At 42.1% G+C, this 23,624-nt stretch carries 20 protein-coding genes, 8 tRNA genes and 1 pseudogene; 23 read left to right on the forward strand and 6 right to left on the reverse strand.

Annotation, left to right across the window (positions count from 1 at the left end):
• The first annotated feature begins 1 nt into the window (after position 1).
• The 8 genes from HT732_RS08200 (at position 2) to HT732_RS08235 (ending at position 716) form a co-directional block, all read left to right on the forward strand.
• Positions 2–75: transfer RNA gene (locus tag HT732_RS08200), tRNA-Met, on the forward strand.
• Between the two features lie 13 nt (positions 76–88).
• Positions 89–162, forward strand: a tRNA-Ile gene (locus tag HT732_RS08205).
• Positions 163–174: 12 nt separating this feature from the next.
• Positions 175–264 (forward strand) — tRNA-Ser (locus HT732_RS08210).
• A 9-nt stretch (positions 265–273) separates the two neighbouring features.
• Positions 274–347: transfer RNA gene (locus tag HT732_RS08215), tRNA-Met, on the forward strand.
• 3 nt (positions 348–350) lie between these two features.
• A tRNA-Phe gene (locus tag HT732_RS08220) sits at positions 351–423 on the forward strand.
• A 20-nt stretch (positions 424–443) separates the two neighbouring features.
• A tRNA-Gly gene (locus HT732_RS08225) sits at positions 444–514 on the forward strand.
• Between the two features lie 34 nt (positions 515–548).
• Positions 549–622 (forward strand) — tRNA-Ile (locus HT732_RS08230).
• A 6-nt stretch (positions 623–628) separates the two neighbouring features.
• Positions 629–716: transfer RNA gene (locus HT732_RS08235), tRNA-Ser, on the forward strand.
• A 70-nt stretch (positions 717–786) separates the two neighbouring features.
• On the opposite strand, the pseudogene HT732_RS08240 reads toward HT732_RS08235, so the two are convergent.
• Positions 787–2,113 (reverse strand): annotated as a pseudogene (locus HT732_RS08240) (ISL3 family transposase).
• 585 nt (positions 2,114–2,698) lie between these two features.
• Here HT732_RS08240 and HT732_RS08245 point away from each other — a divergent pair.
• The 15 genes from HT732_RS08245 (at position 2,699) to pepC (ending at position 18,394) form a co-directional block, all read left to right on the forward strand.
• Entirely contained in the window at positions 2,699–2,905 is a 207-nt protein-coding gene (locus HT732_RS08245) for a hypothetical protein (RefSeq protein WP_173254576.1), read from the forward strand.
• On the forward strand, positions 2,902–3,096 hold the full coding sequence (locus tag HT732_RS08250; RefSeq protein WP_173254577.1) for a hypothetical protein: 195 nt from the start codon (positions 2,902–2,904) through the stop codon (positions 3,094–3,096). The genes HT732_RS08245 and HT732_RS08250 overlap by 4 nt, the downstream gene beginning before the upstream one ends.
• A complete protein-coding gene (locus HT732_RS08255; RefSeq protein WP_173254578.1) occupies positions 3,083–3,967 on the forward strand; it encodes an ABC transporter ATP-binding protein in 885 nt (294 codons plus the stop codon). Before HT732_RS08250 ends, HT732_RS08255 begins: the two co-directional genes overlap by 14 nt.
• A 1-nt stretch (position 3,968) precedes the next feature.
• A complete protein-coding gene (locus tag HT732_RS08260; protein WP_042751712.1) occupies positions 3,969–4,706 on the forward strand; it encodes an ABC transporter permease in 738 nt (245 codons plus the stop codon).
• The gene (locus HT732_RS08265; protein ID WP_173254579.1) at positions 4,706–5,803 is read left to right on the forward strand and encodes a sensor histidine kinase; all 1,098 of its coding nucleotides are present in this window, start codon (positions 4,706–4,708) and stop codon (positions 5,801–5,803) included. The genes HT732_RS08260 and HT732_RS08265 overlap by 1 nt, the downstream gene beginning before the upstream one ends.
• Entirely contained in the window at positions 5,804–6,403 is a 600-nt protein-coding gene (locus HT732_RS08270; RefSeq protein ID WP_173254580.1) for a response regulator transcription factor, read from the forward strand.
• A gap of 314 nt (positions 6,404–6,717) precedes the next feature.
• Positions 6,718–7,131: a 30S ribosomal protein S12 gene (gene rpsL, locus HT732_RS08275; protein ID WP_001142332.1), complete on the forward strand. Its 414-nt coding sequence runs from the start codon at positions 6,718–6,720 to the stop codon at positions 7,129–7,131.
• A 19-nt stretch (positions 7,132–7,150) separates the two neighbouring features.
• Positions 7,151–7,621: a 30S ribosomal protein S7 gene (rpsG, locus tag HT732_RS08280; RefSeq protein WP_000087873.1), complete on the forward strand. Its 471-nt coding sequence runs from the start codon at positions 7,151–7,153 to the stop codon at positions 7,619–7,621.
• A gap of 278 nt (positions 7,622–7,899) precedes the next feature.
• A complete protein-coding gene (gene fusA / locus HT732_RS08285) occupies positions 7,900–9,981 on the forward strand; it encodes an elongation factor G (RefSeq protein ID WP_000090354.1) in 2,082 nt (693 codons plus the stop codon).
• Between the two features lie 103 nt (positions 9,982–10,084).
• Positions 10,085–14,476 (forward strand): PolC-type DNA polymerase III, encoded by a 4,392-nt coding sequence (locus HT732_RS08290; protein WP_173254581.1) that lies wholly within the window; start codon positions 10,085–10,087, stop codon positions 14,474–14,476.
• 19 nt (positions 14,477–14,495) lie between these two features.
• A complete protein-coding gene (locus HT732_RS08295) occupies positions 14,496–14,648 on the forward strand; it encodes a hypothetical protein (RefSeq protein WP_173254582.1) in 153 nt (50 codons plus the stop codon).
• Between the two features lie 23 nt (positions 14,649–14,671).
• Positions 14,672–15,913: an aminopeptidase gene (locus HT732_RS08300; protein WP_173254583.1), complete on the forward strand. Its 1,242-nt coding sequence runs from the start codon at positions 14,672–14,674 to the stop codon at positions 15,911–15,913.
• A 9-nt stretch (positions 15,914–15,922) separates the two neighbouring features.
• The gene (locus HT732_RS08305; RefSeq protein ID WP_000901572.1) at positions 15,923–16,153 is read left to right on the forward strand and encodes a GlsB/YeaQ/YmgE family stress response membrane protein; all 231 of its coding nucleotides are present in this window, start codon (positions 15,923–15,925) and stop codon (positions 16,151–16,153) included.
• A gap of 72 nt (positions 16,154–16,225) precedes the next feature.
• Complete coding sequence (locus HT732_RS08310; RefSeq protein WP_173254584.1) at positions 16,226–16,948, forward strand: pseudouridine synthase; 723 nt, start codon at positions 16,226–16,228, stop codon at positions 16,946–16,948.
• Between the two features lie 111 nt (positions 16,949–17,059).
• Complete coding sequence (gene pepC / locus HT732_RS08315) at positions 17,060–18,394, forward strand: aminopeptidase C (protein WP_173254585.1); 1,335 nt, start codon at positions 17,060–17,062, stop codon at positions 18,392–18,394.
• Between the two features lie 54 nt (positions 18,395–18,448).
• Here the strand turns inward: pepC and HT732_RS08320 are convergent, their stop codons facing one another.
• From HT732_RS08320 to HT732_RS08340, 5 genes are all read right to left on the reverse strand, one after another.
• The gene (locus HT732_RS08320; protein WP_000136865.1) at positions 18,449–19,360 is read right to left on the reverse strand and encodes a PTS system mannose/fructose/sorbose family transporter subunit IID; all 912 of its coding nucleotides are present in this window, start codon (positions 19,358–19,360) and stop codon (positions 18,449–18,451) included.
• Between the two features lie 23 nt (positions 19,361–19,383).
• Positions 19,384–20,187: a PTS mannose/fructose/sorbose transporter subunit IIC gene (locus tag HT732_RS08325; protein ID WP_000022716.1), complete on the reverse strand. Its 804-nt coding sequence runs from the start codon at positions 20,185–20,187 to the stop codon at positions 19,384–19,386.
• Between the two features lie 25 nt (positions 20,188–20,212).
• Positions 20,213–21,202: a PTS sugar transporter subunit IIB gene (locus HT732_RS08330; RefSeq protein ID WP_000021970.1), complete on the reverse strand. Its 990-nt coding sequence runs from the start codon at positions 21,200–21,202 to the stop codon at positions 20,213–20,215.
• A gap of 234 nt (positions 21,203–21,436) precedes the next feature.
• Positions 21,437–22,456 carry an alcohol dehydrogenase AdhP gene (gene adhP, locus HT732_RS08335; protein ID WP_000649182.1) on the reverse strand — a complete coding sequence of 340 codons (1,020 nt, stop codon included), beginning with the start codon at positions 22,454–22,456 and terminating at the stop codon, positions 21,437–21,439.
• Positions 22,457–22,680: 224 nt separating this feature from the next.
• Positions 22,681–23,493, reverse strand: a complete 813-nt coding sequence (locus HT732_RS08340) for a Cof-type HAD-IIB family hydrolase (RefSeq protein ID WP_173254586.1) — start codon at positions 23,491–23,493, stop codon at positions 22,681–22,683.
• Between the last annotated feature and the right edge of the window lie 131 nt (positions 23,494–23,624).

The following is a 23,624-nucleotide window of genomic DNA, read 5'->3' on the forward strand; positions in this document are numbered from 1 at the left end:
TGGCGGTGTAGCTCAGCTGGCTAGAGCGTCCGGTTCATACCCGGGAGGTCGGGGGTTCGATCCCCTTCGCCGCTATAAAGATCTTGTTGGACCTTTAGCTCAGCTGGTTAGAGCTCTCGGCTCATAACCGAGTGGTCGTAGGTTCAAGTCCTACAAGGTCCATTTGAATAGTATGGAGGATTACCCAAGTCCGGCTGAAGGGAACGGTCTTGAAAACCGTCAGGCGTGTAAAAGCGTGCGTGGGTTCGAATCCCACATCCTCCTTTTTATTAACGCGGGATGGAGCAGCTCGGTAGCTCGTCGGGCTCATAACCCGAAGGTCGTAGGTTCAAATCCTGCTCCCGCAATAAGGCTCGGTAGCTCAGTTGGTAGAGCAATGGATTGAAGCTCCATGTGTCGGCGGTTCGATTCCGTCTCGCGCCATTTTTATTAATAGTATGTATGCGGGTGTAGTTTAGTGGTAAAACTACAGCCTTCCAAGCTGTTGTCGCGAGTTCGATTCTCGTCACCCGCTTTGAACTTTGTTCAAATTACCAAGTTTTTAACTTGGGCGCGTAGCTCAGGTGGTTAGAGCGCACGCCTGATAAGCGTGAGGTCGGTGGTTCGAGTCCACTCGTGCCCATTAATTGGAGAATTACTCAAGAGGCTGAAGAGGACGGTTTGCTAAATCGTTAGGTCGGGTAACTGGCGCAAGGGTTCGAATCCCTTATTCTCCGTTTTAATGAGAGTTTATAACTCTTTTTTTAAAATTTTAGCTCTTTCTAACTATAGTTAGTTGAAGAAAAGCTAAGATTGAGAAAGGACAAATTTCGTCCTTTCTTTTTTGATGTTCAGAGCGATAAAAATCCGTTTTTTGGAGTTTTCAAAGTTTCGAAAACCAAAGGCATTGTGCTTGATAAGTTTGATGAGATTATTAGTCGCTTCCAGTTTGGCGTTAGAATAGGGTAGTTGAAGGGCATTGACGATTTTTTCTTTATCCTTTAGAAAGGTTTTAAAGACAGTCTGAAAGAGAGGATGAACCTGATTCAGATTGTCCTCAATGAGTCCGAAAAATTTCTCTGGTTTTTTATTCTGAAAGTGAAAAAGCAAGAGTTGATAGAGTTCATAGTGGCGTTTCAAGTCTTCTGAATAACTCAGAATCTTGTCTAGAATCTCTTTATTGGTCAAGTGCATGCGAAAAGTAGGACGATAAAAACGTTTATCGCTGAGTTTACGACTATCCTGTTTGATGAGTTTCCAGTAGCGCTTGATAGCCTTGTATTCATGAGATTTTCGCTCAAACTGATTCATGATTTGGACACGCATATGACTTATAGCACGGCTCAAGTGTTGGACAATATGGAAACGATCTATAACGATTTTAGCATTTGGGAGTGAAACAGACTGGGAGACTGTTTCAGCCTGAGCTTAGAAATTCGAAAGCAAAGCTGTTTAGCCAAGTCATAGTAAAGGCTAAACATATCTATAGTAATGATTTTCACCTGACAACGAACAGCTCTATCGTAGCGAAGAAAGTGATTACGAATGACAGCTTGTGTTCTACCTTCAAGAACAGTGATGATATTGAGCTTTTCAAAACCTTGCGCAATGAAACTCATCTCCATCTCCCGATTGAAACAGTCACTCCCCTGACTGTTTCAACGTTCCAAGACATAATCTCAGGAAGGCGAGAAAAATCATGCTCAAGGTGAAAATCATTGAGCTTGCGAATAATAGTTGAAGTTGAGATGGAAAGCTGATGGGCAATATCGGTCATAGAAGTCTTTTCAATCAACTTTTGCGCAATTTTTTGGTTGATAATACGAGGAATTTAATGATTCTTCTTGATGATAGAAGTCTCAACCACCATCATTTTAGAGCAATGATAGTACTTGAAACGACGTTTTCTAAGGAGAATTCTAGCAGGCATACCAGTAGTTTCAAGGTAAGGAATTTTAGAAGATTTTTGAAAGTCATATTTCTTCATTTGACTCCCGCAATCAGGGCAAGATGGAGCCTCATAATCCAATTTAGCAATGATTTCTTTGTGGGAATCCCTATTGATGATATCTATAATTTGAATATTAGGGTTTTTAATGTCTCGTAGTTTTGTGATAAAATGTAATTGTTCCATATGAATCTTTCTAATGATGGTTTGGTCGCTTTTCATTATAGATGATATGGGACTTTTTTCTACAACAAAATAGGCTCCATAATATCCATAGGGGATTTACCCACTACAAATATTATAGAGCCCATATTATTTACCTTAAGGGAGAATCAGTTTGGTTCTCTCTTTTTTAGGTATCAGTAATTCATTTTATAAAATGATATTCTATTAAAATTATAGTATTGTTTTTTGTTCCTAGATTTTTTATTAAATACTGTCGTGTAGGTATACACATTGAATTCAAGGGATTTTATAAATCTTACTAATTTTTAAGAAAGCAATAAAAAATTTTTTGGAGCAATGTATAATATATGTGCTTATGGGATGAAAATTTCTGGTCTTTTGATTTTAAATGAGTATTAATTTACGTTATAGTCTAAATTTGATATCACTTTGACGGAAGGAACTATAGATTCTTTTCTACCCGTGTTTTGTTGTGTAATGTTTCTTGATTCTTTTAAACAGAATTTTTTATGACATTTGTCATATTTTCTAGTGACAGAAGCTTCTATCTCCTCTGATTTCAAAAGACTATAATTGAAGTATAAAATGGAGGAAGAAGTGATGAGAAATAAAATGATTATCGCAGTGAGTTTAGTAGTAGCAGGAGTTATGACCTATCTCATATTTTCGGGATTGGATGAGGGTTTCTACCATTTTCCTTGGGAGGTCTTTGCTGGCTTTGGAATGATGTCTTGGCTTGTTAGAGAAGGTTTGACATTAGTCAGAGATGTGAAAAAGGAGTTTGAGGAATGAAGAGAGGGATCATCTATTTCTTTATCGGCCTGTCACTAGGGGTATGGTTGGTAGAAATGTTTACAGGTTGGTTTGATCAAGCCTTCCTTCACCAATTCATCCGAGGTGCCTGGGAACTAGGATTTATGATTTTTATCGCCTTTCCGATGGGGATGGAATGGCTGAAAGGAGAATATCATGAACATGATTAAGGTACAAGGCTTACATAAAAGCATCAAGGGCAAGGCTATTTTGACGGATATTTCCTTTGAGGTAGCTGAAGGTGAATGTGTCGCTTTGATTGGTCCAAATGGTGCTGGGAAGACCACGCTACTGGACTGTTTATTGGGAGATAAACTGGTTACTAGCGGTCAAGTATCTATACAAGGCTTACCAGTAACGAGCTCTAAGTTAGACTACACAAGATCCTACCTCCCTCAAGAGAATGTAATTGTTCAGAAATTAAAAGTTAAAGAGTTGATTGCTTTCTTTCAATGTATCTATCCAAATCCCTTGAGCAACCAGGAAATCGATCAACTATTGCAGTTTGACCAGCAACAGAAAGAGCAATTTGCAGAAAAATTGTCAGGTGGGCAAAAGCGTCTCTTCTCTTTTGTCTTGACTTTGATTGGGCGACCAAAGCTTGTCTTTTTAGATGAGCCAACTGCTGCCATGGATACCTCTACCCGTCAACGTTTTTGGGAAATTGTTCAGGACTTAAAAGCGCAGGGCGTCACCATTCTCTATTCGTCCCATTATATCGAAGAGGTAGAGCATACAGCTGACCGGATTTTGGTCTTGAATAAGGGAGAGTTGATTCGTGATACGACGCCTCTAGCCATGCGTAGTGAGGGAATTGAAAAGCATTTTATCCTTCCTCTAACATACAAGGAAGTCATTGAGCAGTCTAACTTGGTTGAAAACTGGGTACAAAAACAAGATGCTCTGCAAGTAGTCACACGAGAGGCAAATGTTTTTTGGCAACTGTTAGTTCAAGCAGGATGTAGCATACAAGAAATCGAAGTTAATAACCGTAGTTTGCTAGACACAATCTTTGAAGAAACACAAAAGGGAGATGACTAAGATGAAACGATGGATCGCATTAAATAAGATAGAATTTCTATTGACCAAACGGCAATTAGTCTATTATCTTTTGTCAGTAGGGATGCCGACAGCCTTTTATTTATTCTTTTCAGGCATGTACCAGGACACACCAGGTGGACCAGCGAATTTTATGCGCGACTACCTCATCTCCATGACGGCTTTTTCCATGATGTCTACCGCTATCTTTTCATTCCCAGTTGTTTTACATACCGACAAGATCAACAACTGGCAGAAAATATTACGTCATAGCCCTGTAAATATGGTAGAATATTATCTATCAAAGATAACAAGTATGATGGTTGATTATTTGGTTTCAATCTTGGTGGTTTTCTCAGTTGGACATTTTGTAAGAGGTGTGGACATGTCTCTTGGAAACTGGATTGGGGCTGCGCTTTTGCTGATAGTAGGAAGTGTAGCTTTTGTAGCCCTTGGTTTGGCCTTGACTCTCCTACCAACTAGTCAGTTGATGTCTGTTGTAGGCAATCTTCTTTACTTTGGCTTGGCTGTTTTAGGCGGACTCTGGATGCCCGTCTCTTTATTTCCAGACTGGATGCAAGCAATCGGGAAGCGTCTACCAAGCTATCAGTTGATGGAATTGATCAAGACCTTCTTAAATGAGGGTGGCATCAATTTATCAGCCACAGTTTATCTACTTGTTTTTTCAGCAGTTTTGTTTGGTTTGACCATTTACCTTCAAGGTCATAAGGAGAATGCTTAATGCTTGAAAGACTGAAGAGCATAGACTATATGTATTGGGCCAGTTTGATTTTTATGGTTTTTCCCATCCTTCCTGTAGTGATTGGGGAGCTTGCTGTCTGGCATTTATTGATTGATATTCTATTTGTAGTGGCGTATTTGGGTGTTTTAACAACTAAGAATCAGCGCCTATCTTGGCTTTTCTGGGGCATCATGCTGGTCTATGTAGCTGGGAACACCGCCTTTGTTGCTGTAAATTATATCTGGTTCTTCTTTTTCCTTTCCAATCTCTTAATTTATCATTTTGGCGTACGTAGTTTTAATTCTTTACATGTCCGGACTTTTCTCCTTGCTCAAGTGCTTGTGGTGGGGCAACTGTTGATTATTCAGAGAATCGAAGTTGGGTTTCTATTCTATCTACTTGTAATTCTTGCTTTTGTCGATTTGATGACTTTTGGTTTGGTTCGGATTCGTATTGTAGAGGATTTGAAAGAAGCGCAGGCCAAGCAAAATGCCCAGATAAATCTCTTGTTAGCTGAAAATGAACGTAGTCGTATCGGTCAGGATTTGCATGATAGCTTGGGACATACCTTTGCTATGCTGAGTGTCAAAACAGATCTGGCCCTGCAGTTGTTTCAGATGGAGGCTTATCCACAGGTGGAAAAGGAATTAAAAGAAATTCACCAGATCAGCAAGGATTCTATGAATGAAGTGCGAACCATTGTGGAAAATCTGAAATCACGAACCCTAGCTTCAGAGCTTGAGACTGTTAAGAAGATGCTGGAAATTGCTGGAATTGAGGTGGAAACGGCTAATCAACTAGATACTGCTAGCCTTACTCAGGAATTGGAGTCAACGGCTTCCATGATTTTGCTTGAGTTAGTAACCAATATCATCAAACATGCCAATGCGTCTAAAGTCTACTTAAAATTAGAACGGACAGAGAAAGAACTCATTCTAACAGTGAGAGATGATGGCTGTGGCTTTGCCTCTATAAGCGGGGATGAGCTCCATACAGTTCAAGATCGTGTTCTTCCATTTTCGGGAGAAGTAAAGCTAATTAGTTGGAAACAACCGACAGAAGTTCAGGTTCGACTACCTTATAAGGAGAGAAAATAGATGAAAGTATTAGTCGCAGAAGATCAAAGTATGTTGCGAGATGCCATGTGCCAGTTGCTTGCCTTTCAAGCAGATGTAGAGTCTGTCTTACAAGCCAAGAATGGGCAAGAAGCAATCCAACTCTTAGAAAAAGAGTTCGTAGATATTGCCATTCTTGATGTAGAGATGCCTGTGAAGACAGGTCTTGAAGTCTTGGAGTGGATACGAGCAGAAAATCTAGAAACAAAGGTGGTTGTGGTGACGACCTTCAAGCGTTCTGGGTATTTTGAACGTGCGGTCAAGGCTGGAGTAGATGCTTATGTATTAAAAGAAAGAAACATTGCAGACCTCATGCAAACCTTGCACACCGTCCTAGAGGGACGCAAGGAGTATTCGCCTGAATTGATGGAAGTGGTGATGACGCATCCCAATCCATTAACGGAGCAAGAACTCTCAGTTTTAAAGGGAGTCGCTCAGGGCTTCTCTAACCAAGAAATTGCAGATCAACTTTATTTATCAAACGGAACAGTCCGAAACTATGTCACCAATATTCTTTCGAAACTAGATGCTGGTAATCGAACAGAGGCAGCTAATATCGCAAAAGAATCTGGTTGGTTGTGATACTATCATATCTCGAAAACTATTATGTGCTAAAATTGATGGGATTGAATGGAACAATACTAACTTTAGGAGGGAGGAATTCCTCCTTTTTCTTTTTTTAGGGAGCACTACAAAAGAGCTAAAATTAAGAATAAAAAAGAAAAATATCTTGACAACCAAGGGAAAATTTTGTTACAATAATAGACGGTACTTTTTACTTTTGGTCTCTCAAGAGTGTACAGGGACGTGCTGACAAATGTTGCAAAAGTACACACAGATGATAGCTGTCACCAAGTGTATCATCACCAAAAATAAAAAAACACAGGAGAATGTAGATGCCTACAATTAACCAATTGGTTCGCAAACCGCGTAAATCAAAAGTAGAAAAATCTAAATCACCAGCTTTGAACGTTGGTTACAACAGTCATAAAAAAGTTCAAACAAACGTTTCTTCACCACAAAAACGTGGTGTTGCAACTCGTGTTGGAACAATGACACCTAAAAAACCTAACTCAGCCCTTCGTAAATTTGCTCGTGTACGTTTGAGCAACCTTATCGAAGTTACTGCCTACATCCCAGGTATCGGACACAACTTGCAAGAGCACAGCGTGGTTCTTCTTCGTGGTGGACGTGTAAAAGACCTTCCAGGGGTACGTTACCATATCGTCCGCGGTGCACTTGATACTGCAGGTGTTAACGATCGTAAACAAGGCCGTTCTAAATACGGTACTAAACGTCCAAAAGCATAAGGAAAGGGGATAAAGAGAAATGAGTCGTAAAAATAGAGCTCCAAAACGTGACGTATTGCCAGATCCGCTTTACAATTCACAATTAGTTACTCGTCTTATCAACCGCGTTATGCTTGATGGTAAACGTGGTACAGCTGCTTCAATCGTTTACGGTGCTTTTGAGCAAATCAAAGAAGCTACTGGCAACGATGCTCTTGAAGTATTTGAAACAGCTATGGAAAACATCATGCCTGTACTTGAAGTACGTGCACGTCGTGTTGGTGGTTCTAACTACCAAGTCCCAGTTGAAGTTCGTCCAGAACGTCGTACAACACTTGGACTTCGTTGGTTGGTAACAATCGCTCGTCTTCGTGGTGAACACACAATGCAAGACCGTCTTGCAAAAGAAATCTTGGATGCTGCTAACAACACTGGTGCAGCTGTTAAGAAACGTGAAGACACTCACCGTATGGCTGAAGCTAACCGTGCATTCGCACACTTCCGTTGGTAAGATTAAGATACTAAGGGCGTTAAAAAAGCGACTGAAAATTAGGAAGCTTGACGAAGAATCGAAGATTCTAGGAGAGCTTATCTATTTTCCAAGCTTTTAGCCCGGGTTCAAATTAGCTAAATCGATTAGTATTAGCTATAACTCAACTTACCAGCTCGTAAGTTGAAACCAACAATAGCATGAAAACATTGAGAACGGGTAGGTCCTGCCTATCCGTTTTTATTAAAATCGTGTTATAATAGAATAGAAATCAAAAATAAATAGGAGAAACAAACCTCATGGCACGCGAATTTTCACTTGAAAAAACTCGTAATATCGGTATCATGGCTCACGTCGATGCTGGTAAAACAACAACTACTGAGCGTATTCTTTACTACACTGGTAAAATCCACAAAATCGGTGAAACTCACGAAGGTGCGTCACAAATGGACTGGATGGAGCAAGAGCAAGAGCGTGGTATCACTATCACATCTGCTGCAACAACAGCTCAATGGAACAACCACCGCGTAAACATCATCGACACACCAGGACACGTGGACTTCACAATCGAAGTACAACGTTCTCTTCGTGTATTGGATGGTGCGGTTACCGTTCTTGACTCACAATCAGGTGTTGAGCCTCAAACTGAAACAGTTTGGCGTCAAGCAACTGAGTATGGAGTTCCACGTATCGTATTTGCCAACAAAATGGACAAAATCGGTGCTGACTTCCTTTACTCTGTAAGCACACTTCACGATCGTCTTCAAGCAAATGCACACCCAATCCAATTGCCAATTGGTTCTGAAGATGACTTCCGTGGTATCATCGACTTGATCAAGATGAAAGCTGAAATCTATACGAACGACCTTGGTACAGATATCCTTGAAGAAGATATTCCAGCTGAATACCTTGACCAAGCACAAGAATATCGTGAAAAATTGGTTGAAGCAGTTGCTGAAACTGACGAAGAATTGATGATGAAATACCTTGAAGGTGAAGAAATCACTAACGAAGAATTGAAAGCTGGTATCCGTAAAGCGACTATCAACGTTGAATTCTTCCCAGTATTGTGTGGTTCTGCCTTCAAGAACAAAGGTGTTCAATTGATGCTTGATGCGGTTATTGACTACCTTCCAAGCCCACTTGACATCCCAGCAATCAAAGGTATTAACCCAGATACAGACGCTGAAGAAACTCGTCCAGCATCTGACGAAGAGCCATTTGCAGCTCTTGCCTTCAAGATCATGACTGACCCATTCGTAGGTCGTTTGACATTCTTCCGTGTGTACTCAGGTGTTCTTCAATCAGGTTCTTACGTATTGAACACTTCTAAAGGTAAACGTGAACGTATCGGACGTATCCTTCAAATGCACGCTAACAGCCGTCAAGAAATCGACACTGTTTACTCAGGTGATATCGCTGCTGCCGTTGGTTTGAAAGATACTACAACTGGTGACTCATTGACAGATGAAAAAGCTAAAATCATCCTTGAGTCAATCAACGTTCCAGAACCAGTTATCCAATTGATGGTTGAGCCAAAATCTAAAGCTGACCAAGACAAGATGGGTATTGCCCTTCAAAAATTGGCTGAAGAAGATCCAACATTCCGCGTTGAAACAAACGTTGAAACTGGTGAAACAGTTATCTCTGGTATGGGTGAACTTCACCTTGACGTCCTTGTTGACCGTATGCGTCGTGAGTTCAAAGTTGAAGCGAACGTAGGTGCTCCTCAAGTATCATACCGTGAAACATTCCGCGCTTCTACTCAAGCACGTGGATTCTTCAAACGTCAGTCTGGTGGTAAAGGTCAATTCGGTGATGTATGGATTGAATTTACTCCAAACGAAGAAGGTAAAGGATTCGAATTCGAAAACGCAATCGTCGGTGGTGTGGTTCCTCGTGAATTTATCCCAGCGGTTGAAAAAGGTTTGGTAGAATCTATGGCTAACGGTGTTCTTGCAGGTTACCCAATGGTTGACGTTAAAGCTAAACTTTACGATGGTTCATATCACGATGTCGACTCATCTGAAACTGCCTTCAAGATCGCGGCTTCACTTGCCCTTAAAGAAGCTGCCAAATCAGCACAACCAGCTATCCTTGAGCCAATGATGCTTGTAACAATCACTGTTCCAGAAGAAAACCTTGGTGATGTTATGGGACACGTAACTGCTCGTCGTGGACGTGTAGATGGTATGGAAGCACACGGTAACAGCCAAATCGTTCGTGCTTATGTTCCACTTGCTGAAATGTTCGGTTACGCAACAGTTCTTCGTTCTGCATCTCAAGGACGTGGTACATTCATGATGGTATTTGACCACTACGAAGACGTACCTAAGTCAGTACAAGAAGAAATCATTAAGAAAAACAAAGGTGAAGACTAATCAGTTCTCACTCTAGAAGGAAGTCACTTAGTGGCTTCCTTTTGTCTTTAGAAAATACCTCTAAATATGGTAAAATAGTAGAAGAATAATGTGAGGAAAATGAATGTCAAATAGTTTTGAAATTTTGATGAATCAACTGGGAATGCCTGCTGAAATGAGACAGGCTCCTGCTTTGGCACAGGCTGATATTGAGCGAGTTGTAGTTCATAAAATTAGTAAGGTATGGGAGTTTCATTTCGTATTTTCTAATATTTTACCGATTGAAATTTTTTTAGAATTAAGGAAAGGTTTGAGCGAAGAATTTTCTAAGACAGGCAATAAAGCTGTTTTCGCAATCAAGACTCTGTCTCAAGAATTTTCAAATCAACTCTTGCAGGCCTATTACAGAGAGGCTTTTTCTGAAGGGCCATGTTCTAGTCAAGGATTTAAGTCCCTTTATCAAAATCTGCAAGTTCGTGCTGAGGGCAATCAACTCTTTATCGAAGGTTCCGAGGCGATTGATAAGGAACACTTTAAGAAGAATCATCTTCCTAATTTAGCCAAACAACTTGAGAAGTTTGGTTTTCCAATTTTTAACTGTCAAGTAGAGAAAAATGATGTCCTGACCCAAGAGCAAGAGGAAGCCTTTCATGCTGAAAATGAGCAGATTGTTCAAGCTGCCAATGAGGAAGCGCTTCGTGCTATGGAACAACTCGAACAGATGGCGCCACCTCCAGCGGAAGAGAAACCAGCCTTTGATTTTCAAGCTAAAAAAGCTGCAGCTAAACCCAAGCTGGACAAGGCAGAGATTACTCCTATGATCGAAGTGACGACGGAGGAAAATCGTCTGGTCTTCGAAGGGGTTGTTTTTGATGTGGAGCAAAAAGTGACCAGAACAGGGCGTGTTTTGATCAACTTTAAAATGACGGACTACACTTCAAGTTTTTCTATGCAAAAGTGGGTTAAGAACGAGGAAGAGGCCCAGAAGTTTGATCTAATTAAGAAAAATTCTTGGCTCCGAGTGCGTGGGAATGTGGAGATGAATAACTTCACACGCGATTTGACTATGAACGTGCAGGATGTGCAGGAAGTTGTTCACTATGAGCGGAAGGATTTGATGCCAGAAGGTGAGTGTCGGGTTGAGTTTCATGCTCATACTAATATGTCGACCATGGATGCTCTGCCAGAGGTTGAAGAAATCGTTGCGACAGCTGCTAAGTGGGGACACAATGCGGTTGCCATCACCGACCACGGGAATGTTCAATCCTTCCCACACGGCTATAAGGCGGCTAAGAAAGCAGGAATCCAGCTAATCTATGGAATGGAAGCCAATATCGTGGAGGACCGTGTCCCTATCGTCTATAACGAAGTGGAGATGGACTTGTCAGAAGCGACCTATGTGGTCTTTGACGTGGAAACAACGGGTCTATCAGCCATCTATAATGACTTGATTCAGGTTGCAGCCTCTAAGATGTACAAGGGGAATGTCATTGCCGAATTTGATGAATTTATCAATCCCGGGCATCCCTTGTCAGCCTTTACTACTGAGTTGACTGGAATTACAGATGATCATGTCAAAAATGCCAAACCACTAGAACAAGTTTTACAAGAATTCCAAGAATTTTGTAAGGATACGGTTCTAGTTGCCCACAATGCGACCTTTGACGTTGGCTTTATGAATGCCAATTATGAGCGTCATGGTCTGCCAAAGATTAGTCAGCCAGTTATTGATACGCTGGAGTTTGCTAGAAACCTCTATCCTGAGTATAAACGTCATGGTTTGGGGCCTTTGACCAAGCGTTTTGGTGTGGCCCTAGAACATCACCACATGGCCAACTACGATGCGGAAGCTACTGGTCGTCTACTTTTCATCTTTATCAAAGAGGTGGCAGAAAAACATGGTGTGACCGACTTGGGTAGACTAAACATTGATTTGATTAGTCCAGACTCTTATAAAAAAGCTCGGATTAAACATGCGACCATTTATGTCAAGAATCAGATAGGTCTAAAAAATATCTTTAAGCTGGTTTCCTTGTCCAATACCAAGTACTTTGAAGGGGTACCACGGATTCCGAGAACGGTTCTAGATGCCCATCGAGAAGGTTTGATTTTAGGTTCAGCTTGCTCTGAAGGTGAAGTTTTTGATGCAGTCGTTTCCCAAGGTGTGGATGCGGCGGTTGAGGTGGCCAAGTATTATGACTTTATTGAGATCATGCCACCAGCGATCTATGCGCCATTGATCGCCAAGGAGCAGGTCAAGGATATGGAGGAACTCCAGACCATTATCAAGAGTTTGATAGAGGTCGGCGACCGTCTTGGCAAGCCCGTTTTGGCTACGGGAAATGTCCACTATATCGAACCAGAAGAAGAGATTTACCGCGAAATTATCGTCCGTAGTTTGGGCCAAGGGGCTATGATTAACCGAACCATCGGTCATGGGGAGCATGCCCAACCAGCTCCTTTGCCAAAGGCTCATTTTCGAACAACCAATGAGATGTTGGATGAATTTGCCTTTTTGGGAGAGGAATTAGCTCGCAAATTGGTCATTGAAAACACCAATGCCTTGGCAGAAATCTTTGAACCCGTTGAGGTTGTTAAGGGTGACTTGTACACGCCTTTCATCGACAAGGCTGAAGAAACAGTTGCTGAGTTGACCTATAAGAAAGCTTTTGAGATTTATGGAAATCCACTGCCAGATATCGTTGATTTGCGGATTGAAAAAGAACTAACCTCTATTCTGGGGAATGGATTTGCCGTGATTTATCTGGCTTCCCAGATGCTGGTGCAACGTTCCAATGAACGGGGTTACTTGGTGGGTTCTCGAGGATCTGTCGGATCTAGTTTCGTTGCGACCATGATTGGGATTACAGAGGTCAATCCTCTCTCTCCTCACTATATCTGTGGTCAGTGTCAGTACAGTAAGTTTATCACCGATGGTTCTTACGGTTCAGGATTTGATATGCCCAATAAGGACTGTCCTAAATGTGGTCACAAACTAAGTAAAAACGGACAGGATATTCCTTTCGAGACCTTCCTCGGTTTTGATGGGGACAAGGTTCCCGATATTGACTTGAACTTTTCGGGAGAAGATCAGCCTAGTGCCCACTTGGATGTACGTGATATCTTTGGTGAGGAATATGCCTTTCGCGCAGGAACGGTTGGTACGGTGGCTGCCAAGACTGCCTATGGATTTGTCAAGGGTTACGAGAGAGATTATGGCAAGTTTTATCGTGATGCAGAGGTGGAACGCCTAGCTCAAGGTGCAGCTGGTGTCAAGCGGACGACAGGTCAACACCCGGGGGGAATCGTTGTTATTCCTAACTACATGGATGTCTATGATTTTACGCCTGTCCAGTATCCAGCGGATGATGTAACGGCTGAATGGCAGACAACTCACTTTAACTTCCACGATATCGATGAGAACGTCCTCAAACTTGATGTGCTGGGACATGATGATCCGACCATGATTCGAAAACTCCAGGACTTGTCTGGGATTGACCCTAATGAAATTCCTATGGATGACGAAGGCGTAATGGCCCTCTTTTCTGGGACTGATGTGCTAGGTGTGACTCCTGAACAAATCGGAACGCCGACAGGTATGCTGGGGATTCCAGAATTTGGAACTAACTTTGTACGTGGGATGGTCGATGAAACCCATCCGACGACTTTTGCAGAATTGCTTCAGCTGTCTGGTTTGTCCCACGGTACCGATGTGTGGTTGGGAAATGCCCAAGATTTGATCAAGCAAGGAATAGCGGATCTATCGACTGTTATCGGTTGTCGGGACGACATCATGGTTTACCTCATGCATGCGGGTCTTGAACCTAAGATGGCCTTTACTATCATGGAACGGGTACGTAAGGGCTTGTGGCTCAAGATTTCCGAAGAGGAACGCAATAGCTATATCGAAGCTATGAAGGCCAATAAGGTACCAGAGTGGTATATCGAGTCCTGTGGGAAAATTAAGTACATGTTCCCTAAAGCCCATGCGGCAGCCTACGTTATGATGGCCTTGCGTGTAGCTTACTTCAAGGTTCACCATCCTATTTATTACTACTGTGCTTACTTCTCAATCCGTGCTAAAGCCTTTGATATCAAGACTATGGGTGCAGGCTTGGATGCTATCAAGCGCAGAATGGAAGAAATCTCTGAAAAACGGAAGAACAATGAAGCCTCTAATGTGGAAATTGATCTCTATACAACTCTTGAGATTGTCAATGAGATGTGGGAACGTGGTTTCAAGTTTGGCAAACTCGATCTCTACCGCAGTCAGGCGACAGAGTTCCTCATCGATGGGGATACCCTCATCCCGCCATTTGTAGCAATGGATGGTCTGGGAGAGAACGTTGCCAAGCAATTGGTGCGAGCGCGTGAAGAGGGAGAATTTCTCTCTAAAACAGAATTGCGTAAGCGTGGAGGGCTCTCATCAACCTTGGTTGAAAAAATGGATGAAATGGGGATTCTCGGCAATATGCCAGAGGATAACCAGCTCAGTTTGTTTGATGAGTTGTTTTAAGATCTTGGAGGAATAATAGATGAAACTAAGAATTTTTGCGGAAGATAAGCCGGCTGAGAAGGTATTTGAATATCAATTAGAACTTGCTGATCGTACAATTCTTCTATCGACAGCACTCTTGTCAGGTGCCATTGCTTTAGCAGGATTATTCTCTGCTTTGAAAGAAAAATAAACAAAAAGAAAAGGAAGAATAGAATGGTTTTACCAAATTTTAAAGAAAATCTAGAAAAATATGCGAAATTATTGGTTGCAAACGGAATCAATGTGCAACCTGGTCATACTTTGGCTCTCTCTATCGATGTGGAGCAACGTGAGTTGGCTCACTTAATCGTCAAAGAAGCTTATGCTTTGGGTGCACATGAGGTGATCGTTCAGTGGACAGATGATGTCATCAACCGTGAGAAATTCCTCCACGCACCGATGGAGCGTTTGGACAATGTGCCAGAATATAAGATTGCTGAGATGAACTATCTCTTGGAGAACAAGGCTAGCCGTCTTGGAGTTCGTTCTTCTGACCCAGGTGCCTTGAACGGTGTGGATGCTGATAAGCTTTCAGCTTCTGCTAAAGCTATGGGACTTGCCATGAAACCAATGCGAATCGCAACGCAATCCAACAAGGTTAGCTGGACTGTAGCAGCCGCTGCTGGGCTTCAGTGGGCTAAGAAAGTTTTCCCAAATGCTGCGAGCGACGAAGAAGCAGTCGATCTTCTTTGGGACCAAATCTTTAAAACTTGCCGTATCTATGAAGAAGATCCTGTTAAGGCTTGGGAAGAGCATGCAGCTATCCTCAAGAGCAAGGCCGATATGCTTAATAAAGAGCAATTTTCAGCTCTTCACTACACAGCTCCAGGGACCGATTTGACACTTGGTTTGCCAAAGAACCACGTTTGGGAATCAGCTGGTGCTATCAATGCACAGGGCGAAGGATTCTTGCCAAATATGCCGACAGAGGAAGTCTTCACAGCGCCTGACTTCCGTCGTGCAGATGGTTATGTCACTTCTACAAAACCGCTTAGCTATAATGGAAATATCATCGAAGGAATTAAAGTAACCTTTAAGGATGGACAAATCGTTGATATCACTGCTGAGAAGGGTGATCAGGTCATGAAAGACCTTGTCTTTGAAAATGCGGGTGCGCGTGCCTTAGGTGAATGTGCCTTGGTACCCGATCCAAGCCCAATTTCTCAGTCAGGCATTACCTTCTTTAACACCCTTTTCGATGAGAATGCGTCAAATCACTTGGCTATCGGTGCAGCCTATGCAACTAGCGTTGTTGGTGGAGCGGAGATGAGCGAAGAGGAGCTTGAAGCCGCGGGGCTTAACCGTTCAGATGTTCACGTAGACTTTATGATTGGGTCTAGTCAAATGGATATCGATGGTATCCGTGAGGATGGGACACGTGTACCACTCTTCCGTAACGGAGATTGGGCAAATTAAGGATATAATATGTTAGGAAGTATGTTCGTTGGTCTCCTAGTGGGATTTTTAGCAGGTACTCTAACCAATCGTGGAGAGCGAATGGGATGTTTTGGGAAAATGTTTCTCGGCTGGATTGGTGCCTTTATAGGCCACTTGCTTTTTGGGACTTGGGGACCGATAATAGCAGGAACTGCCATTATTCCGGCAGTACTAGGTTCCATGATTGTCTTAGCGATTTTCTGGAGACGTGGAAGTTAATTTCTTAAATCTGAAACGAAAAGGAGGTTGGTCATTGTACCAGCCTCCTTTTGAGTGTGATATAATAGTTCTATGAGATTAGATAAATTTTTAGTTGCCTGCGCTGTGGGGAGCCGAACTGAGGTCAAAAACTTGCTCAAGACTGGTCGCGTGACGGTAAATGGTAAAAAAGAAAAGTCAGCTAAATTGCAGATTGATGAAGAAAGAGATGAGATTCGCTTTGATGGACAAGTGTTGGAGTATGAAGAGTTTGTCTACTACATGATGAACAAGCCCCAAGGGGTTATTTCAGCGACTGAAGATCCTAAACACAGAACGGTGTTGGACTTGTTGGATGACTTGGCTCGGAGCAAGGAAGTTTTCCCAGTAGGACGCTTGGATATTGACACGCATGGTCTTTTACTCTTGACCAATGATGGTCAGCTGGCTCATGCTCTTCTTTCGCCAAAGCGTCATGTGGACAAGACTTATCAGGCACAAGTCAAGGGAATCATGACCCAAGAAGATGTGGAGACATTTGCCAAGGGTATTTCTCTCAAAGACTTTACCTGTCAACCCGCTAGACTGGAGATTCTTTCCGCAGATGCAGAAAAGAATCAGAGTCAAATCCGTGTGACCATTGCAGAAGGGAAGTTTCATCAGGTCAAGCGTATGGTGGCCTACTGTGGCAAGGAAGTAGTAGACTTGCAACGTTTGACTATGGGAACTTTAGTTTTAGATGAGAACTTGCAGCGAGGAGAATGGCGTCGCTTGACCAAGGAGGAATTGGAAAATCTTCTTGCTAGTATTGCTTAATTTGCTTTATATTCGAAAAAGGGGAGGGACAATGTCCTTGCCTTTTATGTTTTTCAGTTGCTTCCTTTGTGAAAAGAGTTATAATAGACTGTAGAATAAAAGGAGGAATCTATGAACACGATTCAAGAATCATTTACAGATAAACTATTTGCCAATTATGAAGCAAATGTAAAATACCGAGCTATTGAAAATGCTGCCAGCCACAACGGAATTTTTGCAGCTCTAGAACGTCGTCAGAGCCATGTAGACAATACCCCTGTTTTCTCATTGGATTTGACCAAGGACAAGGTTACTAACCAGAAAGCATCTGGTCGTTGCTGGATGTTTGCGGCTCTCAACACCTTCCGCCACAAACTCATTTCACAATATAAATTGGAAAATTTTGAGTTGTCACAGGCCCACACATTCTTCTGGGACAAGTATGAGAAATCAAACTGGTTCTTGGAGCAAGTGATTGCGACTGCAGACCAAGACTTGACGAGCCGTAAGGTTAAATTCTTACTTCAAACTCCACAACAAGATGGGGGTCAATGGGATATGGTCGTTTCTCTCTTTGAGAAATACGGTGTCGTGCCTAAGTCAGTTTACCCTGAGTCTGTTTCATCTAGTAGCAGCCGTGAGCTAAATGCCATTCTCAACAAATTGCTGCGTCAAGATGCTCAAATCTTGCGTGACTTGCTTGCTTCTGGCGCAGACCAAGCGACTGTTCAAGCTAAGAAAGAAGACCTCTTGCAAGAAATTTTTAACTTCCTTGCTATGTCATTGGGTCTTCCACCACGTACATTTGACTTTGCTTATCGCGATAAGGATAACAACTACCAAAGTGAAAAGGGCATTACACCACAAGAATTTTACAAGAAATATGTCAATCTTCCTTTAGAAGATTATGTTTCTGTTATCAATGCTCCCACTGCTGACAAGCCTTACGGAAAATCTTACACAGTTGAGATGTTGGGGAATGTAGTTGGTAGCCGTGCGGTTCGCTACATCAACGTGCCGATGGAGCGCTTAAAAGAGTTGGCGATTGCTCAAATGCAAGCAGGCGAGACTGTTTGGTTTGGTTCTGATGTTGGTCAGCTCAGCAACCGTAAAGCTGGCATCCTTGCGACAGATGTTTATGACTTCGAATCAAGCATGGACATTCAATTCACTCAAGATAAGGCTGGACGTCTGGACTACAGCGAAAGCTTGATGACCCACGCCATGGTCTTGACAGGTGTTGATTTGGATGAAAATGGTAAGTCAACCAAGTGGAAGGTTGAAAACTCATGGGGAGACAAGGTCGGTACAGATGGTTACTTTGTTGCCTCAGACGCTTGGATGGATGAATACACTTACCAGATTGTTGTTCGCAAAGAATTGCTGACAGCAGAAGAACAAGCTGCCTATGAAGCAGAACCAATTGTTCTTGCACCATGGGATCCAATGGGAGCCTTGGCTGAATAAAAGAATAGAAAAAAGGAATCAGGATTAGAACCTGGTTCCTTTTGAGTTGCTTGATTACATGATGTGAAGAACATGTGCCACAATACCCACTGCGAAGAGTGCAAGGATAATAGTGATTGGAGATACTTTTTTCTTAAGCAAGTACATGCAAAGGAAAGTAAGGAGTAGTCCTGATAGTCCAGGAATCAACATATCCAAGTTTTGTTGGAAAGTAGTAACTTTTTCAGATGTTTGAGATAATCCTTGTCCTACTTGTGCGAATGCTTCTTGGATACCTTTAGATCCTTCTGGCAATTTATCCCAATGGATATAAGCTTTTTCATCTAGTTGAACTTTGGCAACATCGAAAGCAAATTTAATATTTACCCAACGTTGAACAAGGACAGCAAGAATGAACATACCAAGGATAGAAGCACCTTTAGTGATGTCTTGGAGGATACCGCCAGACATGTCTTTAGTGATTTCTGATCCAGCCTTGTATCCAATCTCTTGTGTATACCACAAGAATGACATACGAATCAAGTTCCAAAGAACGAAGAAGAGGATTGGACCTAAGATATTACCAGTAAGGGCAAGTGAAGCACCGAGTGATCCAAGGATTGGGCGTACTGTAAACCAGAATACTGGGTCACCGATACCAGCAAGAGGTCCCATCATACCGATTTTAACCCCTTGGATAGCAGCGTCATCAATTTCAACACCGTTAGCACGTTCTTCTTCAAGTGCAAGAGTAACCCCCATGATTGGAGCGGCTACGTATGGGTGAGTGTTGAAGAACTCAAGATGGCGTTCAAGAGCAGCGATTTGATCTTCTTTTTTAGTGTAGAGTTTTTTAAGAGCTGGAATTAATGAGTAAGCCCAACCCAAGTTTTGCATACGTTCATAGTTCCAAGAACCTTGTAAGAAAGTTGAACGCCACCAAACTTTTTTACGATCTGATTTAGTTAATTGAAGTTTTTCAGTCATGATGTTTTCAGTCCTTTCTTATCTTAGTAGTCTTCTAGGATATCGCCGATTGGGTCATTAGAAGTTGCGGCTCCTCCGCCACCATTTCCACCAGTTTTAGAAAGGTGAAGGTAGATAAGAGCGATAGCAACACCGATAGCACCAAATCCGATTAGGGTAATATCTGACACGGCAGCAAGCACGAAACCGATAGCGAAGAATGGCCATACTTCACGAGTTGCCATCATGTTGATAACCATAGCGTAACCAACGGCAACGACCATACCACCACCGATAGCCATACCATCTTTGAGCCAATCAGGCATAGCATTTAGAATGCTTTGTACGGTTTCAGTTGGTACCATTAGAAGGAGTGCTGCAGGGACTGCAATACGAAGACCTTGAAGAAGAAGTGCGACAAAGTGAGCACGTTCAACTGCTTTGAAGTCACCTTTTTTAGCAGAAGCATCAGCAGTGTGAACCAATCCGACAGAGAGTGTACGAACAATCATAGTCAAGAATAGACCAGCAACTGCAAGAGGGATAGCAACCGCTTGGGCAACACCGATACCTGTCTTAGTAAAGTCGCCACCAAGAACCATGATAATGGCAGCAGCAACAGAAGCAAGAGCAGCGTCAGGAGCTACGGCAGCTCCGATGTTAGCCCAACCAAGGGCGATCATTTGAAGAGAACCACCAAGGATAATCCCTGCTTCAAGGTTACCAGTAACAAGACCGATAAGGGTACAAGCTACGATTGGTTGATGGAATTGGAACTGGTCGAGGATACCTTCAAGACCTGCTAGGAAGGCTACAACGACTACTAAAACCATAGAAATAATAGACATCTTTAAAATCCTTTCATAAAATCGATTATTGCACGTTTGCTTTGTTGATCAAGTCAAACAAATCTTTTTTGGTGTCGTTTGGTACTTTACGTACGTCAAATTCAACACCAAGGTCACGCATTTTTTCAAATGTAGCAACGTCTTCTTTATCCATAGACAAAACGTTGTTAACCATTGTTTTACCAGTTGAGTGAGCCATTGATCCAACATTAAGAGTTTTGATTGGCACGCCACCTTCGATAGCACGAAGAGCATCTTGAGGTGTTTCAAACAAGATAAGGGCATGTGTTTCTCCGAAGCGAGGATCTTTTGCAACGTCGATTAGTTTTTGGATAGGAACAACGTTTGCTTTCACTTTACCTGGAGCTGCTTGTTTAATCAATTCTTTACGTAATTCGTCTTTAGCTACGTTATCTGAAGCAACGATGATACGGTCTGCTTTTGAATCTGGAGTCCAAGCAGTTGCAACCTGACCGTGAAGTAAACGAGTGTCTAGACGGGCAAGGTTGATTTTGAGTTTACCGTCTCCGATGACAGTTCCTTCTGGGATAGCAGCTTGGGCAACTGGAGCAGCTGCAGCGCTTGCTACTTCCTCAACTGGGTTTAGCTCTTCTGGAAGAGCCTTGATGCCATCTTTGGCTTCTTTAATAATATTCGCAGCGACTTTTTCTACACCTGCAGCAGCGTCCATGAGGCGCTCTGTGTAGGCTTGGATTAACATCGGTAAGTTAAGTCCTGTGATGATGGCAAACTTACGCTCAGGATTTTCTCCCATCACGCGGCTAGCTTGGTTAAATGGAGATCCACTCCAAAGGTCAGCCAAAACTAGAACCTCATCTTCTGCGTCAAATGCAGCAACAGCGTTATTAAACTTAGCGTATAGATCATCAGGACCTTCATTTGGCATAAAGGTTACAACTTGAACCTTTTCTTGTTCACCAAAGATCATAGATCCTGACTGATGAATACCCGCAGCAAATTCGCCGTGGCTCGCAATAATGATTCCGATACTCATTATTGTCATTCCTCCTTTTTTGTTTTAGTTTTCGTTTAAGAAAACTTTAAGACTTTTTAAGTATAAACCGTTTTCATCTAAAAATCAACTATTTATCATAAAATAATTAAAAAGATTACATCTGAAAATATTGATATATTGAGTTTTAGAGAAGTTTTTTTGAACCCTTATTAAAAAATTTAATATAAAAAAGTTGGAAGCGTATTCCAACTTTTAAAATAGGTTTTTATTAGATTAGTGGGTGAAATCGAGTACCATACGTCCTTGGATTTGACCTTTTTCCATTTCGTCGAAAATTGCAACAGCATCTTCTACTGGACGTTTTTGGACAACTGGAACTACCAAACCTTCTGCACCGAATTGGAAGGCTTCTTCCAAGTCTTTACGAGTTCCAACAAGCGAACCGATAACTTGGATTCCATCTAGAACGGTTTTGACGATACTGAGTTCCATCATTTCAGAAGGAAGACCGACAGCGACAACGCGACCGCCAGCACGAACTGAGTCAACAGCCTGGTTGAAGGCAACTTTAGACACAGCAGTTACGACAGCTGAATGAGCTCCACCATCAGTTTTTTCCTTGATGAGTCCTGGTACATCATCAACTTCTAGGCCGTTAATAACGATATCAGCACCGACTTCTTTTGCAAGGGCAAGTTTGTCGTTGTTGATATCAACCGCGATGACATGAGCATTGAATACTTTTTTAGCGTATTGAACCGCTAGGTTACCAAGTCCACCAGCACCGTAAAGAACAACCCATTGGCCTGGTTCAACTTTTGCTTCTTTAATAGCTTTATAGGTTGTTACACCAGCACATGTGATAGAAGAAGCTTGGGCTGGATCAAGTCCGTCAGGAACTTTGACAGCATAGTCTGCAGTTACGATACATTGTTCAGCCATACCACCATCTACTGAGTAGCCAGCATTTTTTACTGTACGGCAAAGAGTTTCACGACCAGTTGTACAGTATTCGCAAGTACCACATCCTTCAAAGAACCAAGCAACGCTGACGCGGTCACCGACTTTAAGGCTTTTCACATCTGGGGCAATTTCTTTAACGATACCAACACCTTCGTGGCCAAGAACACGTCCTGGTACTTGACCAAAGTCACCATGGGCAACGTGGAGGTCAGTGTGGCAAACACCACAGTATTCAATTTCTACAAGTGCTTCTCCAGTTTCAAGTGGACGGAGCACTTTTTCTTCAACAGCAACACCAGTGCTTTCTGGATTTACAACAACAGCTTTCATAGCTATCCTCCTTTATATTGACCGAGAACAGGGATAACGGGACTGGATTGATTTTGTGTCAACAGAGTCGAGTATGACGAGCTCTCTTGTATTTATATGTGAATTATATCACAAAAGAAAGCCTTTTCCAAGGTTTTGGAAGCAAAAAGTAGAACAATCGATTAACTGGTTGATGAGACTGTGAAAAGAGCACAAAGACCAGCTCGCAAGCTGGTCAGAATGGACTATAAGAATAAGTCTTGCAGGGTTTTGGCAACCCCATCTTGGTCATTGGTCAGGGCAATTTGCTCATCCGCATAAGGGAGTAGCTCTGGGTTGGCATTTTTCATGGCATAGCCCTTCCCAGCAAAAGCGAGCATTTCGGTATCATTGTGTTCATCTCCAAAGGCAATCAAATCTTTTTTGTCACGGTTGATTACCTTGAGCAAGTAGTCCAAAGCAAAGGCTTTGTTGACACCTTTTGGGGTACACTCAAGGATATTGAGCGGACCACCCCAAGTATTAATAGAAAGTTGATGCTGGTAGAAGGCGTTCATTTCTTTTGCCAAGGCATATTTGTCACTGGCTCTGGTCTGCAACAGAATACAGTTAGGATCCTTGGTTACCAACTCAGGCTGGAATTGATCTTCAGGCTGGAAAGCTTCCACACCAAATAGTTTGGGATTGGCAATTTCTTCATTAGGATTTGTAATGTAGAATTTTTTACGATATTCACCAGCGATAAAATCGGCTTGAATATCTTCTGAACGTCGAACCATATCTAAAAGATATTTTTTGTCTACAGTTAAACACTTTTCAAAATCCCAAACTTGGTCTGGTAAGTGAGTAAGGGAGCCGTTGAAATTAATCATAGGAGTGTCTAAGCCTAGTTCATGGTAAAAATCTTTTGACATGCGGTAAGGGCGACCGGTAGTGATAATAATCTGATGGCCTTTTTCAGCAACTTTTTTGATGGTTTCTTTGGTAAAGTCAGAAATTTGACTGTCTGAGTTGAGCAGGGTTCCATCCAGGTCAACTGCAATAATTTTTTTCGTCATAGGGACCTTTCTAGTGTCTTTTCAGATAAGATGTCTACTATTATAACAAAAAGCAGGCAGAAAAGCAGATTCGAAACAAAAAAAGAAATTTCATCAAATTCTTAAATAAATCAAACAAAGATATTGAAAAA

It is taken from the genome of Streptococcus sp. 5346, from assembly GCF_013277455.1.
Taxonomy (GTDB): Bacteria; Bacillota; Bacilli; order Lactobacillales; family Streptococcaceae; genus Streptococcus.